General features: G+C 30.5%; 15 protein-coding genes. 11 read left to right on the forward strand and 4 right to left on the reverse strand.

The genetic code is table 11. The features are described from left to right. Nucleotides 1-98: 98 nt before the first annotated feature. From BM384_RS09395 to BM384_RS09420, 6 genes are all read left to right on the forward strand, one after another. Complete coding sequence (locus BM384_RS09395) at nt 99-1829, forward strand: ABC transporter substrate-binding protein (RefSeq protein ID WP_175537329.1); 1731 nt, start codon at nt 99-101, stop codon at nt 1827-1829. A gap of 95 nt (nt 1830-1924) precedes the next feature. After that, on the forward strand, nt 1925-2887 hold the full coding sequence (locus BM384_RS09400) for an ABC transporter permease (protein ID WP_090013128.1): 963 nt from the start codon (nt 1925-1927) through the stop codon (nt 2885-2887). A gap of 10 nt (nt 2888-2897) precedes the next feature. Continuing rightward, the gene (opp4C, locus tag BM384_RS09405; RefSeq protein ID WP_090013130.1) at nt 2898-3797 is read left to right on the forward strand and encodes an oligopeptide ABC transporter permease; all 900 of its coding nucleotides are present in this window, start codon (nt 2898-2900) and stop codon (nt 3795-3797) included. Between the two features lie 11 nt (nt 3798-3808). Next, nucleotides 3809-4801 carry an ABC transporter ATP-binding protein gene (locus BM384_RS09410; protein ID WP_090013131.1) on the forward strand — a complete coding sequence of 331 codons (993 nt, stop codon included), beginning with the start codon at nt 3809-3811 and terminating at the stop codon, nt 4799-4801. Beyond that, nucleotides 4801-5778, forward strand: a complete 978-nt coding sequence (locus tag BM384_RS09415; RefSeq protein WP_090013133.1) for an ABC transporter ATP-binding protein — start codon at nt 4801-4803, stop codon at nt 5776-5778. Before BM384_RS09410 ends, BM384_RS09415 begins: the two co-directional genes overlap by 1 nt. Nucleotides 5779-5781: 3 nt before the next feature. Continuing rightward, on the forward strand, nt 5782-6015 hold the full coding sequence (locus BM384_RS09420) for a hypothetical protein (protein ID WP_090013135.1): 234 nt from the start codon (nt 5782-5784) through the stop codon (nt 6013-6015). A 98-nt stretch (nt 6016-6113) separates the two neighbouring features. On the opposite strand, the gene BM384_RS09425 is transcribed toward BM384_RS09420, so the two are convergent. Together BM384_RS09425 and BM384_RS09430 are read right to left on the reverse strand one after the other, a co-directional pair. Next, nucleotides 6114-7334: an ABC transporter permease gene (locus tag BM384_RS09425; protein ID WP_090013137.1), complete on the reverse strand. Its 1221-nt coding sequence runs from the start codon at nt 7332-7334 to the stop codon at nt 6114-6116. 1 nt (nt 7335) lies between these two features. Beyond that, entirely contained in the window at nt 7336-8250 is a 915-nt protein-coding gene (locus tag BM384_RS09430; RefSeq protein ID WP_090013139.1) for an ABC transporter ATP-binding protein, read from the reverse strand. A 265-nt stretch (nt 8251-8515) separates the two neighbouring features. On the opposite strand from BM384_RS09430, the gene BM384_RS09435 reads away from it, so the two are divergent. The 3 genes from BM384_RS09435 to BM384_RS09445 all read left to right on the forward strand — a co-directional run bounded on the left by BM384_RS09435 (nt 8516) and on the right by BM384_RS09445 (nt 11854). Continuing rightward, the gene (locus BM384_RS09435; RefSeq protein ID WP_090013141.1) at nt 8516-9589 is read left to right on the forward strand and encodes a pyridoxal-phosphate-dependent aminotransferase family protein; all 1074 of its coding nucleotides are present in this window, start codon (nt 8516-8518) and stop codon (nt 9587-9589) included. Nucleotides 9590-9678: 89 nt separating this feature from the next. After that, complete coding sequence (locus tag BM384_RS09440) at nt 9679-10587, forward strand: D-2-hydroxyacid dehydrogenase (protein ID WP_090013143.1); 909 nt, start codon at nt 9679-9681, stop codon at nt 10585-10587. Nucleotides 10588-10612: 25 nt separating this feature from the next. Then, on the forward strand, nt 10613-11854 hold the full coding sequence (locus BM384_RS09445; protein ID WP_090013145.1) for a DUF1015 domain-containing protein: 1242 nt from the start codon (nt 10613-10615) through the stop codon (nt 11852-11854). A gap of 102 nt (nt 11855-11956) precedes the next feature. Here the strand turns inward: BM384_RS09445 and BM384_RS09450 are convergent, their stop codons facing one another. After that, nucleotides 11957-12652: a 5'-methylthioadenosine/adenosylhomocysteine nucleosidase gene (locus BM384_RS09450; RefSeq protein WP_090013147.1), complete on the reverse strand. Its 696-nt coding sequence runs from the start codon at nt 12650-12652 to the stop codon at nt 11957-11959. A 264-nt stretch (nt 12653-12916) separates the two neighbouring features. On the opposite strand from BM384_RS09450, the gene BM384_RS09455 reads away from it, so the two are divergent. Together BM384_RS09455 and BM384_RS09460 are read left to right on the forward strand one after the other, a co-directional pair. Continuing rightward, on the forward strand, nt 12917-13687 hold the full coding sequence (locus tag BM384_RS09455) for a tRNA threonylcarbamoyladenosine dehydratase (protein WP_090013149.1): 771 nt from the start codon (nt 12917-12919) through the stop codon (nt 13685-13687). Nucleotides 13688-13814: 127 nt separating this feature from the next. Continuing rightward, nucleotides 13815-14756, forward strand: coding sequence for a GNAT family N-acetyltransferase (locus tag BM384_RS09460; protein WP_090013151.1), 942 nt, complete (start codon nt 13815-13817; stop codon nt 14754-14756). A 43-nt stretch (nt 14757-14799) separates the two neighbouring features. Here the strand turns inward: BM384_RS09460 and BM384_RS09465 are convergent, their stop codons facing one another. After that, entirely contained in the window at nt 14800-15300 is a 501-nt protein-coding gene (locus BM384_RS09465; protein WP_090013153.1) for a PTS sugar transporter subunit IIA, read from the reverse strand. Between the last annotated feature and the right edge of the window lie 516 nt (nt 15301-15816).

The raw sequence follows: 15816 nt of genomic DNA on the forward strand, positions 1-15816 counted from the left end.
ATAAGAAAATTAATATCAATTTAGACATGTAATGTTCGTTAGAATAGTAAATAGTTTTCTATCAAATGTTACAACTAGATTATACAAGGGGGATAATAATGAAACTAAGAAAGTTATCAGCAGTAGTAGCACTAGCACTTACAGCTTCAATGGCTGTAGGATGTGGAAATAGCGCTTCAGAATCTTCAACTACTGCATCAAATGACACAGAATCAAGTACAACAACAAAATATGAAGCATCAGATATGAGTAAAAGCCCAAAGGCAGCTTCAAGTAGGGGAACTGATACTTTAGTAATCGGTAGTATTGCCTTTGATGGATGTTTTAATCCATTAGGATATAGTTCAAGTTCATATGACTGGGAAGTATTCCATGCTTTATTTGAACCATTAATGGCACCAGATGAAAAAGGTGAAATGACAGAATATCGTCTAGCAGAAAGCTATGAAATTTCTGAAGACAATTTAACTTACACATTTAAGTTAAGAGATGGATTAAAGTGGTCTGATGGGCAACCTTTAACAGCTAAGGATATAGCATTCTCTTATAAGATTATGTGCGATAAAACATATTCAGGGGAAAATGACTTCATAACAGGAAGTACAGTAGTTGCTGGAACAAAAGCATACTATGACGGAACTGCTGAAGATATATCAGGAATTGAAGTTGTTGATGATCAAACAATTAAATTTACATTAGAAAATCCAAGTTCAGGAGCAATATATGATTTAGGAACAATTGAACCAGTTGCTGAACATTTCTATAAAGACTATTACAAACATAACAATACAGACAGAATGCCAGAAACATATACAAATCCAGGTCCAACATCAGGGGCTTATAAATTCGTAAGTTACACTGAAGGACAAGAAGTTAAGATTGAAGCTAATGATAAATCTTATTTAGGAGCTCCAAAGATTAAGAACGTAATCTGGAGAGTAAATACAGATGATACTAAGATATCTATGTTAAAGTCAGGAGAAGTTGACTTAGATCAACCTACTGTAAATGTAGATAATGTAGATCAACTTGAGGCTGCTGGATTCTTAGGATATGATATGTTCCCAACTAATGGTTATGGATATATTGGTGTAAATCACACAGATTCTTCAGTATTAAAAGATAATGCTGTTATTCAAGCATTAATGACAGGTTTAAATAGACCAAAGATAGTACAAACTGTTTATGATAAATATGCGTCAGTTATGACAAGTTTCCAATCTAAATCTTCATGGGTATATACAGATGTACCAAATAGTTATGACTATGATTTAGAAAAAGCTAAAAAGATTCTTGATGATGCTGGATGGAAAGAAGGAGCAGATGGCATTAGAGAAAAAGATGGTAAGAAACTACAAGTTCACTTAGTAGGAACTACAAATAACCCAGTTGTTGATGCTTTAGTTCCAGTAGCAACAAATGACTGGAAAGAAATTGGTGTAGATTTCTCAAGTGAAGTTATGCAATTCCCTTCAATGAGACAAAAGATTAAGAAGGCAGATGGATGGGATTTATATTTCATGGCACATGGATTACTTGCAAACCCAGATGCATCATTAACATATAGAACTGGTGCACCACAAAACTGGTTAGGATACAGCAATGCAAAGGTTGATGGATTATTTGATACTATAACAGCAGAAACAGATTCTGATAAGTTAAAAGATTTATATAAAGACTTATATGCTGAAATGAATGAAAACCTACCAGAAATTCCATTATATCAAAGAAGTGATTTATATGCATTTAATGGAAGAGTTAAGAACTTTAAGGTTTCACCTTATCAATTCTATGGTTACTATCTATACGAAACAGAATTATCAGAATAGTGCCGAGTAAAGTTTAAGAGGAGTTATTAAAGGCATCTTTTATTAAAGATGCCTTTTTAACTGATAGATATTATTTTTAGAATGGAGAAGATTATATGATAAGCTACGTTATTAAAAGAATACTTAAAGCAATACCGCTTATGCTTGTTCTATCGATAATTTTATTCTTTATAATCGGTATGATCCCTGGGGACTTTGTTGATGCAAAAAGTAATCCAAACATGAGCGCTGAAAAAATTGAAAACTTAAAAGAAATTTATGGTTTGGATAAACCACTAACAGGAAGATATGTATCATGGATGAGTCATGCTGTAAAAGGTGATTTTGGTGATTCTTTAAAGTTTAGCCAACCTGTATCTACTGTTATAAATACATATGTATGGAATTCATTTTTACTAGCAATGACAGCATTTATTATTACATTACTAATTGCAATACCGGTGGGAATAACCTCCGCGGTAAAACAATACTCAGGCTTTGATAAAGCATGGACTTTTATAGCGTTTTTTACCATGTCAGCTCCAAGTTTCTTCTTGGCAATGGTACTTATGAAGGTTTTTTCAATTGATTTAAAAATTCTTCCTATAGGAGGAATGACTACAACAGGTTCAGAAAGTGCAGGTTTATCTAATGCAGTAGATATTATGAAGCATATGGTTTTGCCTGTAATAACATTAACTGTTTTACAAGTAGGAAGCTTTATTAGATATGTAAGAACTTCTATGCTTGAAGTTGTAAAACAAGATTATGTAAGAACTGCTAGAGCTAAAGGTTTAAAGGAAAAGGTTGTTATTTATAGACACGTATTAAGAAATGGATTAATTCCTATAGTAACATATATAGGTTTAAGTATACCAAGTCTTTTTGCAGGAGCTATTATAACAGAAACTGTTTTTGTATGGCCTGGAATTGGAAAGGTAGCATATGATGCTATTGCAAATAGAGATTACACTCTTCTTATGGGATTCAATATGTTTATGGGTCTTCTAACTATACTAGGAAATTTACTTTCGGACATATTATATGCAGTTGTAGATCCACGAATTAAGTTAAAATAGGAGGGGCGTTATGAAGAAGAAAGACGAAAGAAATAATGAAATAGTATCTCCTAGTAAGGTGGTATTTAATAGATTAAAGAAAAATAAACTGGCTATGTTTGGGCTAATTTTAATAGTTGCTATAGTTGCGTTATGTTTTATTGGACCTTTTTTTATGAAATATGATTACAATACTCAAACTAATGACCTGCAAGTTGGTTTCATGGTAAATGGACATATTCTTGGTACTGATAAGTTAGGAAGAGATATTCTTACTAGATTAATGTATGGAGGAAGAATATCTATATTAGTTGGTGTTGTATCAGTTGCTGTAGAAATCATAATAGGAACATTAATTGGTGCTATAGCAGGATATTATGGTGGAAAAGTTGATACAGCATTAATGTCATTAGCTGATGTTTGGATGTCATTACCTTTCTTGCCTGTAATCATAATATTAGGTAGTATACTTTCAGAATTACAAGTTCCAGCAAAAGTAAGAGTTATCTATTTAATATTCATAATGGGTGTTCTTAGCTGGGGTAGTATAGCAAGACTTGTAAGAGGTGAAATATTAAGCCTTAGAGAACAAGAATTCATGCAAGCTACAGAAGCATTAGGATTAAAAGATACTAGAAAAATTTTAAGACATCTTATTCCTAATGTAATTCCAATATTAATAGTTAATGCAACACTTGGAATTGGATCTTTCATAATTACTGAATCAGCATTAAGTTATTTAGGTGTTGGTGTAACAGAACCTATTCCATCATGGGGTAACATGATAAATGCAGCAAATTCACAGGCAAATATCGAAAAGAGACCTTGGCTTTGGGTACCACCTGGAGTTTGTATATTATTAATTACACTTGGTGTTAACTTATTTGGTGATGCTCTTAGAGACGCATTAGATCCTAAGAAGAATAGATAGGAGTAGTAATTATGAGCGAAAAATTATTAGAAGTAAAGAATTTGAAAACTTATTTCAAAATAGAAGCAGGAACTGTTAAAGCTGTAAATGATGTTTCTTTTAGTGTTAGAAAGGGAGAAACTGTTTGTATAGTTGGTGAATCTGGTTGTGGAAAATCAATTACATCGATGAGTGTTATGAGACTTATAGCAGATAATGGATACATAGATGGTGGAGAAATATTATTTGATGGAAGAAATCTTTTAGAGCTTTCAGATGATGAAATGTGTGCAATAAGAGGAAAAGATATCGCAATGATATTCCAAGAACCTATGAGCTCTCTTAATCCTGTATTTACTATTGGATTTCAAATAATGGAGACATTAATATTACATGAAAAGTTAGATAAGAAAGCTGCAAGAGAAAAAGCAATAAGCTTATTAAAAGAAGTTGGAATTCCTAGAGCAGATGAAATAGTAGATTGCTATCCACATGAATTATCAGGTGGTATGAGACAAAGAGTTATGATTGCTATGGGACTTGCATGTAACCCTAAACTTCTTATTGCAGACGAACCAACAACAGCATTAGATGTTACTATTCAAGCACAGATACTTGACCTTATGCGAGGAATAAAGAAGACTCACAATACTGCTATTTTAATGATTACTCATGACCTTGGTGTTGTTGCTGAAATGGCTGACTATGTTGTTGTTATGTATGCAGGAAAAGTTATTGAAGAAGGACCTGTATTAGAAATATTTAAAAACCCTACACATCCATATACAATTGGATTATTAAAATCTAAGCCTTCTATTCATGAAAGAAAAGAAGAACTTTATTCAATCCCTGGACAAGTTCCTAATCCAGTAGGAATTAAGGACTCATGCTACTTTAATGAAAGATGTAGTCATTGTATGGATGTATGTAAAAATTCAATTCCTGTGTTACATGATATAGGAAATAGACATAAGGTTGCATGTTGGCTATGTGATGATGAATATAAGAAGGAGGGGAATAAGTAATGCAAGAAGAAACTTTATTAAAGGTGGAAAACCTAAAACAATACTTCCCTATTAAAGGTGGTTTCTTTGGAAGAACTGTAGGACACGTTAAAGCAGTAGATAATATATCTTTAGAGATAAAAAAAGGTGAAACCCTTGGAATTGTTGGAGAATCAGGATGTGGTAAATCAACAACAGGAAGAACTATTCTTCAATTACTTAAACCAACTTCAGGTAAGGTTTATTTTAAGGGACAAGATATAACTACTATGAAGAAAAGTGAATTAAGAAAGTTAAGACCTAAAATGCAGCTTATATTCCAAGACCCTTATGCATCATTAGATTCAAGAATGACTGTAGGAAATATAATTGGCGAAGCTTTAATTGACCATAAGATGGTTACTAAGGCTGAACTTAGAGATAGAGTTTTAAAGATAATGGAACAATGTGGTCTTCCAGATTATTATATAGATAGATTTCCACATGAATTCTCAGGTGGACAAAGACAAAGAATAGGTATAGCAAGAGCATTAGCATTAGAGCCAGATTTTATAGTTGCTGATGAACCAGTATCAGCTCTTGATGTATCAATTCAAGCTCAAATTATAAATCTTTTAGTTAAGTTACAAAAAGAAAAAGGATTCTCATATATGTTCATATCACATGACCTTTCTGTAGTTGAACATTTATGTGATAGAGTTGGAGTTATGTATCTTGGTAATATGATGGAACTTGCAGATAAGGATGAATTATTTGAAAATCCTATGCATCCTTATACAAAAGCTTTACTATCAGCAATTCCAATTCCTGATCCAACAGTAAAGAGAGAAAGAATTATATTAACAGGTGATCTTCCATCACCAGCTAATCCTCCAAAGGGATGTAAGTTCCATACAAGATGCCCACGTGCAACAGAAAAGTGTAAAACAGATGTACCTGAATACAGAGAAGTTAAAAAAGGACATTTTGTTGCATGTCATTATGCAGGGGAAGAGTAGAATATGAATTTGCCTAGTATATCTGAAAGATTACTTGGAAGACAGAGGCATAAGACTGAAGAGGAAAGACTTAAAGAAGAGCAGCAATTCAAAGAATTAAAAGAAGCTAACCTTGGATCAAAAGATATAGTAGCGCTTATAATTGCTCTTTCAGAACTTTTAATTCCTATAGTATTAGCCTTTGGAGTAATGTATTTCTTAATAATATTATTTTTAACAAAGGTATGGATGAGATAATCCACAAAAAGAAGAAGAAAATATAATAAGTTTGTGGATAAATATATAAAGTTGTGAATAAAAAATGTGGTGTACTTTTGTACACCACATTTTTTATATTAGTCTTCTTTTTTAATCCATTTTAATGCTTTTGTAAGCTTAATAGGATTTCCATACATTAATGTTGCTCTTCTATATATCTTAGATGCTAATAAACCTGTTACAATAGTTGAGGCTATTAATATAGCTAGAGATATTAAGATTTCAACGGTTGCTACTGTTCCCATAGCAGATCTTGTGAACATTGCTATTAAAGAACTAAATGGTATATATGATAATATTTTTACTACTGTTCCATCAGTATTTGTAAGGTTAATCATAACAAGCATAAATATCACAACAAATATCATAGTTATTGGCATTACGCTCTTGCTTATATCTTCAGTTTTGGAAACTAAAGCTCCTAAAGTACCAAATATAAAGCTATAGAATAAGAAACCTAATACACCGAAAACTGCAAAACATAATAATACTTCAGAAGGTATATCAAAAACCATATCTAATTTATTATCCCAAGCATCGCTGTTAAACTTGTAACTTATTAATCCAGATGAAATAATTATTCCTACTTGAATAAGACTAGCTATAGCTCCAGCAATTACTTTTCCAAATATAAGACTATTAGTACTTGCACTTGTAACTAAAACCTCTATAGCTCTATTACTCTTTTCACTAGTAACAGAAGTAGCTATTAGTTGTCCGTAAGTTAATACAACTATATAAATTATAAATATTAGTCCGTAAGTATATGCATAATTGCTTACACTATCTTTTCCTAAAACTTGTATATCTGAATTTATAGGCATATTGAATAAGCTTTCTATTTCTTCAGCATTAATTCCCTTTGAAGTTAAATAAGAATCTCTAAAAATTCTTGAGATAGCTTGTTCGTAAATCTTTTGATTATCATCATTAAATCCATTGTTATAAACTAAATAAGTATAATCATCAAAAGAATTTATTATAAAACCAGCATCAGCATCTTTGTCATTTATCATATTTTCTGCATTACTTTCGCTATCAGCACTTGTGATTTTTGCGTCTAGAAAATAAGGTTCAAGTATATCTACGTTTTCTAAAATGTTATTTTTATCATAAACAACAATAGTATTTTCTTTATCATCATTAGAACTATTAAATAACTTACCAGCATCAAAGAATCTTGGTATAGAAAGACCTACAATTAAAAATATAGATATCAAAATAGTAGTTAGTAAATAAGATTTGTTTTTAAAATAGTTACTTAGTTCAAAATTTAAGACTGTAAAGAATTGTTTCATCTTATTTGTCACCTGCCTTTAATACAAAAATATCATTTAATGAAGGTTCGTATATTCCAAACTTTTCTATATCAATATCAGTATTCATAATTTCTTTTAATAAGTCATTTTTTGATGTGTCTGAAGTTAATTCTAAAATAATGAAATCTTTACGAATGTCATGTACACCTGCAAGATTTTTAAATTTATCTTCCATTATTTCTGAAAGTTTATCAGGAGTGTAATTTGAAGCACTTAGGATAATTCTATTTTCACCAAAAGTTTTCTTAAGTTCTTTTAGGTTTCCTTCAAGAGCTACAGTTCCTTTGTTTATTATTACAATATCTTCGCAAAATTCTTCTACATAGCTCATTTGATGGCTAGAGAAAATAACAATTTTATTATCTTCTATAAGTTCACGAATAACATCTTTTAATATTTGAGAATTTACTGGATCAAGTCCACTAAAAGGTTCATCAAGAATTATAATTTCAGGAGAACATACTAGTGTTTGTGCTAACTGAACTTTTTGCTGATTACCTTTAGAAAGTGTTTCAAGTAATTTGTTTTCATATTCAGAGATTCCTAATTTTGAAAGCCATTTTTTTGCACTAGATAGAGCTTCCTTTTTATTAAGCCCTCTTAGTGTACCTAAGTAAGTGATTTGTTCAATTACTTTCTTTTTTGGATATAAACCACGTTCTTCAGGAAGATAACCTATATGATGCTCATTTGGATTAAACTTTTTTCCATCAATAAGTATTTCTCCTTTATCACAATTAAAAACATTCATTAATATACGAATGGTAGTAGTTTTTCCAGCACCGTTTCGTCCTAATAAACCAAGTGCTTTTCCGCTGCTTGTTGAAAATGAAATTCCATGTAGAACTTCTGTGCCATTAAATGATTTGTGTAAGTTGTTTATTTCTAGCTTCATTAATGCAACCCTCTTTTCGGTTAATATTTATCTTTTTATATAGTTAATAATACCATATGCGTTGAGCAATAGCAACATTTTTGTAAAAAAACTATATTAAGGTAATATAAGAAAAAAATATAAAGTGTAATATATGACTATATTATGTAAATATATATATTGGGGGTATTGAATTAATATGGAAATAGTAGTAAAATTAACAAATAAGCAGAAAATTTAGAAATCGCTTAATAAAATAATAAAAAAAATTGGGGGGAAATGCATTATGCATAAGAAATTATTTATTCCAGGACCAGTTGAAGTAATTCCTGAAGTCCTAAATAAAATGGCTACACCTATGATGGGTCATAGAGGTAAAGATGCTTCTGAATTACAAAGAAGAATCAGTGACAATCTAAGAAAATTATTCTATACAAAGAATGAGATCTTAATTTCAACATCATCTGGTAGTGGTCTTATGGAAGGTGCTATTAGAAGTTGTACATTAAAGAGAGCAGCAGTATTCTCAGTTGGGGCATTTGGTAAGAGATGGTACGAGATGGCTGTAGAAAATAATGTACCAGCAGATTTATTTGAAGTAGAAATGGGTAAAGCTGTAGATCCAGCAGAAGTTGATAAGGCATTAGCAACTGGTAAATATGATTTAGTAGCTGTAACTCATAATGAAACTTCTACAGGTATCATGAATCCAGTAGAAGAAATAGGAGAAGTTGTTAAGAAATATCCTGATGTTGTATTCATAGTTGATATGGTAAGTTCAGCAGCAGGAAGTAAGGTGGAAGTAGATAAGTGTGGTATTGATGTTTGTATAACATCATCACAAAAATGTCTTGGATTGCCTCCAGGATTAGCAGTATGTACTTTCTCAGATAAAGCAAGAGATAGAGCTAAGGAAGTACCTCATAGAGGATTCTATTTAGACTTATTAAGATTATATGACTATATTCAAAAGAAGGATTATCAATATCCATCAACTCCATCTTTATCACATATGTTTGCTCTAGATTATCAATTAGATCAAATATTAAATGTTGAAGGTCTTGAAAACAGATTTGCAAGACATAAAGAGATGGCTCAAATAGTTAGAGATTGGGCAAAGAAAAACTTTGCATTATATTCAGATGAAAATCATTTATCTAATACAGTAACTAATGTTGCTAATACAAGAAACATTGATGTTGCAGCTTTAAATAAAGCATTAGGTGAAAGAGGATTCCAAATCTCTAATGGATATGGAAACTTAAAGAATAAGACTTTCAGAATTGCTCATATGGCAGACTGTACAGTTGAAGAAGTTAAAGAATTATTAAAGAATATAGATGAAATATTAGGACTTTAGTTTATTAAGAGAGTTTAAAGATTAGAGAAAGTCTTTAAACTCTCATAAACTATACGTAAATAATAAGTCTTAAAAGGGGGATATTAAAAATGGTTAGAGTATTAACAAACGACGGCTTAGAAGCTGCAGCTATAGCTGAATTACAAAAGGCTGGTATTGAAGTCGTAAATGATCATATAGAACAAGATAAATTAGGAGAAGCTTTAAAGGATTTTGATGCAATTGTAATTAGATCTGCTACAAAATTAACTAAAGAAATTATAGATAGAGAAGCTGGTGGAAACTTAAAATTAATAGTAAGAGCTGGTGTTGGTGTAGATAATATAGATTTACAAGCTGCTAAAGATAATGGTGTTACAGTTAAAAATACGCCAAATGCAAGCTCAAACTCAGTTGCAGAACTTGCAGTAGCTCATATGTTTGCAGTAGCAAGATTCGTAAACATTGCAAATGTAACTATGAGAAATGATGAATGGAACAAAAAGAAATATAAAGGTGTTGAAATAAGCGGTAAGACTTTAGGTATCATAGGAATGGGAAGAATCGGAAGAAGCCTTGCAGAAAAAGCAGTAGCACTTGGAATGAAAGTTGTATATACTGATTTATTCGGAAAACAAGATTCATTATCTTATGATTTCTTAGAAATGGATGAATTATTAAAGACTGCAGACTTTATATCATTACATGTTCCATATGATAAGACTAAGGGATCATTGATAAGCACTAAAGAATTTGAAATGATGAAGGACGGAGTATTTCTTATAAACTGTGCAAGAGGAAAAGTTGTTGATGAAGCAGCTTTATTAGATGCTTTAAATAGTGGTAAAGTTGCTGGAGCTGGTATTGATGTATTTGAACAAGAACCAACTGCTAACAAAGAATTAGTAAATCATCCAGCTGTAAGTGTTACTCCTCACATTGGAGCATCAACTAAGGAAGCTCAAACTAGAATTGGTGAAGAAGTAGTTTCAACAATTAAAGGGTTCTTCAATCTTTAATTAATAATATTTAGGAGGAAATTAGATGGCTGTTGTTGTAAAAGCCTTTAACGGTATCAGGCCAGTAAAAGAATTAGCTTCAAAAATTGCTGCTCTTCCTTATGATGTAATGAATAGTGAAGAAGCAAGAGAAATGGTTAAGGATGATCCTTATTCATTTCTTCATGTAGATAGAGCTGAAGTAGATTTAGATCCTTCAGTAGATGTACATGATAAAAAGGTTTATGAAAAAGCCAGAGAAAATCTTGATAAGATGATCTCTGAAGGTCAATATATTAGAGATGATAAGCCATGTCTTTATATTTACAGGCAAATTATGAATGGCAGAGCACAAACAGGATTAGTTTTCTGTGCATCAATTGATGATTATATAAACAATAATATTAAGAAGCATGAATTTACTAGAGCTGATAAAGAATTAGATAGAATAAACCATGTTGATTACTGTGATGCTAACACAGGTCCAATTTTCTTGACTTATAAAGAAGATGATGTTGCATCAGAAGTTATCAAGGCTTGGTGTAAGAGAGAACCTGTTTATAACTTTACATCAGAAGATGGAATAAGTCATATAGTATGGGTTATTGACAATGAAATAATAGTAAATGAAATTATTGCTTTATTTAAGGATGTTAATGCCTTCTATATAGCAGATGGACATCATAGATCAGCTTCAGCTGTAAAAGTAGGATTAAAGAGAAGAAAAGCTCATCCTGATTACACTGGAGAAGAAGAATTTAATTATTTCTTAGCTGTTGCATTCCCTGACAATGATTTAATGGTTATGGATTATAACAGAGTAGTAAAAGATACAAATGGATTAACTAAGGCAGAACTTATTAATAAACTTGAAGAAAAGTTTATCGTATCTAAATCAGCTGCTCAAGTGAAACCAAGTAAAAAGCATACATTTGGTATGTTTATTGAAGACGAATGGTATTTACTTGAAGCTAAGGATGGAATTTATGATAAGGAAGACCCAATAGCTTCTCTTGATGTTGCTATACTTCAAAATAATGTTCTAACTCCTATATTAGGAATTGAAGATGTAAGAACTTCTGATAGAATTGACTTTATCGGAGGAATAAGAGGTATAGATGAACTTGAAAGAAGAGTTCATAAAGATATGAAGATAGCTTTCTCTATGTATCCAACAGAAGTATCAGATATTATGAATGTAGCTGATATTGGAGAAGTAATGCCTCCTAAATCAACTTGGTTTGAACCAAAGCTTAGAAGTGGATTATTTGTTCATAAGTTAAGTTAAAGATAAAATAATAAGGTATATCTGAATTAAATTTAGTCATTCAGATATACCTTATTTTGTTTTTAGAACTTTAAAATTAAAGTGTTAAAAATAAATTTCTCTCTATATAGATAGAAGCATTTCTTTTAATAGCTTAGTAGAGTTCTTTACTGCAATTGGAGTAAACTTTTCATAGTCCATATGAGCTCCATTATTAGCATTATCAGAAATTGATCTTATTACAACGAAAGGAATACTGTTTAAGTAACATGTATGTGCTATACTTGCACCTTCCATTTCGCATGATAGAGCATTAAATTCTTTTTCAAGCCATTGAATTTTTTCTAAATCAGCAACAAATACATCACCAGAAACAATTCTTCCTGTAAATGTATGAATGTCATCTCCTAATGTAGCACATGCTTTTTTTGCAGCTTGAATTAAGTCAGCGTCACATTTAAAATCAAAAGTATCAAGTCTAGGAACTTGGCCATGTGGATCACCAAATGCAGTAGTATCCATATCATGTTCAACTAGATTTTCTGCTATAACTATATCTCCAGGATATATTTCTTTACCTATACCACCAGCAACTCCAACATTTATAATTCTATCAACTTTGAATTCTGAAGCTAATATTTGAGCACATATAGCGGCATTTACCTTACCTATACCACATACTACTGCTACCACATCTTTGCCCCATAGTTTTCCTTTGTTAAAAGTCATATTAGCTTTAACTTTTTTTTCTTCAAGTTCCATGTCTTTAAGTAATATTTCTAATTCTTCGCTCATTGCAGCGATAATTCCAAAAGTCATTTAACATCCTCCTAAAAATCAAGTTGTAATTTTTTCTTAAACTTTTTATTATCATAGATATAGTTTAACAAAGTTTAAAAGTAAATACCATTTAATTTACTATGGTGGAGAATTTATATATTATATATATTAAAAAGTAAATAATATAATTAATTTATATACAAATTATTAAAGATATGTATATAATGTTTATATTAAAAAACTTTGTATTCATATAAGAATTAAAAATAAACAATAAAAATTTGAGAGAAGGTGCTTTATAGAATGGCTAGATCACAACATAGTCTTTCCAGAACAGAGTTATTAATAGGGGAAGAAGGATTAGATAAATTAAAAAATAGTAAAGTAGTTGTTTTTGGAGTTGGAGGAGTAGGAAGTTTTACTGTTGAAGCTTTAACAAGAGCAGGGGTAGGAGAAATTATACTTATTGATGATGATACTGTTTGTCTTACTAACTTAAATAGACAAATACATGCTACATACAAAACTATAAGTCAACCCAAAGTAGATGTTATGAAGGAAAGAATACTTTCAATTAATAGAAACTGCAATGTAATAACACATCAAGTTTTTGTAACAGCAGATAATATTCCAGAATTAATTCCAGATGATGCTGATTACGTAGTTGATGCTATAGATACAGTTTCTGCAAAGATAGCATTAGTTGAATATTGTACTAAGAAGGATATAAAGATAATATCATCTATGGGAACTGGAAATAAGTTTGATCCAACAATGTTCAAAATTTCAGATATATATAAAACAAAAGTTTGTCCTTTAGCTAAAGTAATGAGACATGAACTTAAGAAAAGAGGAATAAAAAAATTAAAAGTACTTTATTCTGAAGAAATACCAGTTAAACCAAGAACTGAAGATGTTGTTACATGTAAAACAGGATGTGTTTGTACAGGTGAAACTAAAAAATGTGCTGCTAAGAGACAAATACCAGGAAGTATTTCTTTTGTACCACCAGTAGCAGGAATGATAATTGGTGGAGAAGTTATTAAAGATATTTTGGGAATGAATAAAAAGTAGTTATAGGCGGGATAGAATGAATTAAATTCTATCCCATTTTAATCTCTAAAATTATTGATGAATATTGTTTATTTAATATATAATTGAAGTATTGCGATATTGATTAATTTTTAGGAGATGACATTTAATGCCACAGAAGCAGAAAGTAACAATTATGAAAATAGCTAATACTGAAGAGGATTATATTATAAGAGATAAAGACTCAATTAATATTGGAGTATTTAGCATAACTAATTTAGATGAAGAAAATAGAAATTGTAGTGTTAAGTTAAACTTCTATAGAGAAAATGATTATGATTTATTGAAAGAAACTTTAAAGCTAATAGTGCAAGCAATTTTCAAGAATATAGATATAAATAAAATTAATATATGTACAATAGATTCTATAAATGTATCATCTTTTTTAGATTTAGGATTCATATTGCAGGGAATATTCTTTGATAACATATATTTTCGTGGAGAATATAGTAATGAAATAAGTATGGGAATTACGAGAAATGATTATTATGAATGTCAGAGAATTAATTTTGTAGATTTAGAAGGCGAAGATATAGAACTAAGACTTCTTACATTAGAAAATGCAGAAGACTTATTGCAATATTATATAAGAAATAAAGAACACTTAAGAGCTTTTGAACCTAATAGGGATAATAGTTTTTATACATTAGAAGTTCAAAAGGAATTAATAAGTGAAAGCTATAGACAATTTTTAAATGGAACAACTGTAGATATGGGAATTTTTAAGGAAGGAAAGCTTATAGGAAAAGTAAAAGTTTCTAATATAGTTGGTGGAATATTAAAAAATGGAGTAATAGGATATTCTATTGACCAAGATGAGCAGGGAAAAGGTTATATGAAGCAGGCTGTGAAATTGGCTTTGGAATATATATTTAGAGAATTTAGGCTTCATAGGATAGAGGCTTCAGCACTAGTAGATAATGAGCGTTCAAAAAATGTTTTAAAAGCTTGTGGCTTTAAGGAATTAGGATTAAATGAAGAGTATTTATTTATAGATGGAAAATGGAGAGATCATATTACTTATTATATAACAAGTAAGCAGATGAAATAAATAAAAGCCCTTAGCATAAGATGCTAGGGGCTTTTTATGTTAATTATTTTGCTTTGAATTCTAATATTTTTGTTTCACCTGCAACACCGTCTATATTTTCAATAGCTTTTATTTCAAATGAATCAGGGTTTGTTATTAATACAGGAGTCATTAATGAAAGACCTTTACTCTTAATAAATTCTCTATCGATTTTTATTATTGGAGTACCTGCCTTTACCTTAGTACCAGCTTCAGCAAGTTGTTCGAAACCTTGGCCTTCAAGAGATACAGTATCAACACCAATATGTACTAAAAGTTCTGCTCCGTTATCTAAAGTCATTGCGAAAGCATGCTTAGTGTTAAATACTAATGATAATTCACCATCAGCTGGAGCTACAACAACATCACCATTTGGATCTATTGCAACACCATCACCAGCCATTTTTTGAGCAAAAACTGGATCTGGAACTTCAGATAGTGGTAAAACCTTTCCTGAAACTGCTGCTACTAATTTTGATTCTGTAGCTACTTCTTTTTTATTTTTCTTTTTAAAAAATCCAAACATATATGATAGCCTAAATGAATTAGGACTACTCACATCCTTTCATACTGTAATGTGCTAATAGAAGATTGAGTAGTAAAAATGGGTATAAATTTTAAATTCATACCCCCTATTAATACGTATACATCTATCTATTTAGACTTATTATATTATTGAAGAAAATGACTGTCAAGAATTTAATAAAGTAGTAGATATATAATATAATCTGGATTAAACTATTCCAGGTGTATCGACATATATATATCATAATAAATAGAAGAATTATGTAGTATACATGGATTAATTTGCACTAATGGCATTAAATATGGGGATATTATGCTGCTAACATGATAAGATAAAACACGTCGCTGATACGAAACAATAAAGTTTTTGAAAAAATGAAAAAAACTTGTTGACAGATGTAGAAGCGAATGATATACTAAATGAGTCGCTTGAGGGCGACGAGATAAATTGGTCTTTGAAAATTGAACAGATACAGATAAAGTTAAGAACCAGCAATTCTTTTATGAGTAAGTTTTT

The sequence above is a fragment of the Clostridium sp. DSM 8431 genome (assembly GCF_900116755.1).
In the GTDB taxonomy this organism is placed as follows: Bacteria; Bacillota; Clostridia; order Clostridiales; family Clostridiaceae; genus Clostridium.

Coding starts and splice junctions, on each gene's coding strand:
- BM384_RS09395 (WP_175537329.1), top strand. CDS start 99: ATGAAACTAAGAAAGTTATCAGCAGTAGTAGCACTAGCACTTACAGCT.
- BM384_RS09400 (WP_090013128.1), top strand. CDS start 1,925: ATGATAAGCTACGTTATTAAAAGAATACTTAAAGCAATACCGCTTATG.
- opp4C (WP_090013130.1), top strand. CDS start 2,898: ATGAAGAAGAAAGACGAAAGAAATAATGAAATAGTATCTCCTAGTAAG.
- BM384_RS09410 (WP_090013131.1), top strand. CDS start 3,809: ATGAGCGAAAAATTATTAGAAGTAAAGAATTTGAAAACTTATTTCAAA.
- BM384_RS09415 (WP_090013133.1), top strand. CDS start 4,801: ATGCAAGAAGAAACTTTATTAAAGGTGGAAAACCTAAAACAATACTTC.
- BM384_RS09420 (WP_090013135.1), top strand. CDS start 5,782: ATGAATTTGCCTAGTATATCTGAAAGATTACTTGGAAGACAGAGGCAT.
- BM384_RS09425 (WP_090013137.1), bottom strand. CDS start 7,334: ATGAAACAATTCTTTACAGTCTTAAATTTTGAACTAAGTAACTATTTT.
- BM384_RS09430 (WP_090013139.1), bottom strand. CDS start 8,250: ATGAAGCTAGAAATAAACAACTTACACAAATCATTTAATGGCACAGAA.
- BM384_RS09435 (WP_090013141.1), top strand. CDS start 8,516: ATGCATAAGAAATTATTTATTCCAGGACCAGTTGAAGTAATTCCTGAA.
- BM384_RS09440 (WP_090013143.1), top strand. CDS start 9,679: ATGGTTAGAGTATTAACAAACGACGGCTTAGAAGCTGCAGCTATAGCT.
- BM384_RS09445 (WP_090013145.1), top strand. CDS start 10,613: ATGGCTGTTGTTGTAAAAGCCTTTAACGGTATCAGGCCAGTAAAAGAA.
- BM384_RS09450 (WP_090013147.1), bottom strand. CDS start 12,652: ATGACTTTTGGAATTATCGCTGCAATGAGCGAAGAATTAGAAATATTA.
- BM384_RS09455 (WP_090013149.1), top strand. CDS start 12,917: ATGGCTAGATCACAACATAGTCTTTCCAGAACAGAGTTATTAATAGGG.
- BM384_RS09460 (WP_090013151.1), top strand. CDS start 13,815: ATGCCACAGAAGCAGAAAGTAACAATTATGAAAATAGCTAATACTGAA.
- BM384_RS09465 (WP_090013153.1), bottom strand. CDS start 15,300: ATGTTTGGATTTTTTAAAAAGAAAAATAAAAAAGAAGTAGCTACAGAA.